Genomic DNA, 1,813 nt, shown 5'->3' on the forward strand with positions numbered 1-1,813 from the left:
TCACCGACCCGAGCGGCGCCACCCAGCAGGCCGTCAACGACCCCGCCGGCCTGCCCCTCCGCCTCACCGACCCGCTCGGCCACACCACCACCCTCGAACGCGACGCCTTCGGCCGTCCCGTGCGCCTCACCGACCCGCTCGGCGCCACCACCCGCCTCACCTGGACAGTCGAGGGCAAGCTCGCCACCCGCACCGAACCGGACGGTGTCACCCAGAGCTGGACCTACGACGGCGAGGGCAACTGCGTCAGCCACACCGACGCCAACGGCGGCGACTCCCGCTTCGAGTACACCCACTTCGACCTGCTCGCCGCACGCGTCACACCCGACGGTGTCCGCCACGAGTTCCGCTACGACACCGAGCTGCGCCTCACCGAGGTCCGCAACCCCCAGGGCCTCACCTGGAACTACCTCTACGACGCCGCCGGCCGCCTCATCGCCGAGTCCGACTTCGACAACCGCACCCAGACCTACGCCCACGACCCGGCCGGCCGCCTCACCTCCCGCACCACACCGCTCGGCGAGCGCATCGCCTACACCTACGACAGCCTCGGCCGCATCCTCACCAAGGACGTCGCCGGCGCCGTCACCCACTTCACCTACGACGCCGCGGGCCGCCTCGCCTCCGCCACCACACCCACCTCCACGCTCACCCTCCGACACGACCCCCTCGGACGCCTCCTCGCCGAGACCGTCGACGGCCGCACCACCCACTACACCTACGACAGCCTCGGCCGCCGACTCACCCGCACCACCCCCACCGGCGCGACGACCCGCCTCGCCTACGACGCCGCCGGCAACCGCACCTCCCTCGACATCGACGGCCACGCGCTCACCTTCACCCACGACGAACTCGGCCGCGAACACACCCGCAGTTTCGGCCTCCCCGCCGACCCGCTCACCCTCACCACCACCTGGAACCCCGCCGGCCAACTCACCGCACAGACCCTCACCGCCACCAGCACCGGCCGCGCCCTGCGCTCCCGCGCCTACACCTACCGCGCCGACCGCTACCTCACCTCCGTCACCGACCAACTTACCGGCGACACCACCACCTACACCCTCGACCCCGTCGGCCGCCCGCTGACCGTCAGCGCCGACAACTGGTCCGAGACCTACGCCTACGACGCCGCCGGCAACCAGACGGCCGCCGACTGGCCGGACCGCACCCCCGACGCGTCCGCACGTGGCGAGCGCACCTACGTCGGCACGCGCATCCAGGCCGCCGGCGCGATCCGCTACACCCACGACGCCGCCGGCCGCACCACCGTGCGCCGCAAGACCCGCCTCTCCCGCCGCCCCGACACGTGGCACTACACCTACGACGCCGAGGACCGCCTCACCTCCTGCACCACCCCCGACGGCGCGTTCTGGACCTACACCTACGACCCCCTCGGCCGCCGCACCGCCAAGCTCCGCTGGTCCACCGACCGCCAAACGGTCGTCGAGCACACCACCTTCACCTGGGACGGCACCCGCCTCGCCGAACAGACCGACACCGCCACCGGCGTCACCCTCACCTGGGACCACGAGGGCCACCGCCCCCTCACCCAACTGGAACGCAAACCCTCCACCCTCACCCCCTCCGAGGTCGACAGCCGCTTCTTCGCGATCGTCACCGACCTCGTCGGCACCCCCACCGAACTCGTCGACGAGACCGGCCACATCGCCTGGCACACCCGCACCACCCTCTGGGGCACCACCACCTGGAACCGCGACGCCACCGCCTACACCCCCCTCCGCTTCCCCGGCCAGTACGCCGACCACGAAACCGGCCTCCACTACAACCTCCACCGCCACTACGACCCCACCAC

At 72.0% G+C, this 1,813-nt stretch carries 1 protein-coding gene; it reads left to right on the forward strand.

From position 1 onward, the window contains the following. The coding region (locus FNX44_RS26545) for an RHS repeat-associated core domain-containing protein (protein WP_173019305.1) at positions 1–1,813 on the forward strand (1,813 nt) is incomplete at both ends.

Origin of the sequence: Streptomyces alkaliterrae (assembly GCF_007097205.2) — a bacterium.
Lineage (GTDB): Bacteria > Actinomycetota > Actinomycetes > Streptomycetales > Streptomycetaceae > Streptomyces > Streptomyces alkaliterrae.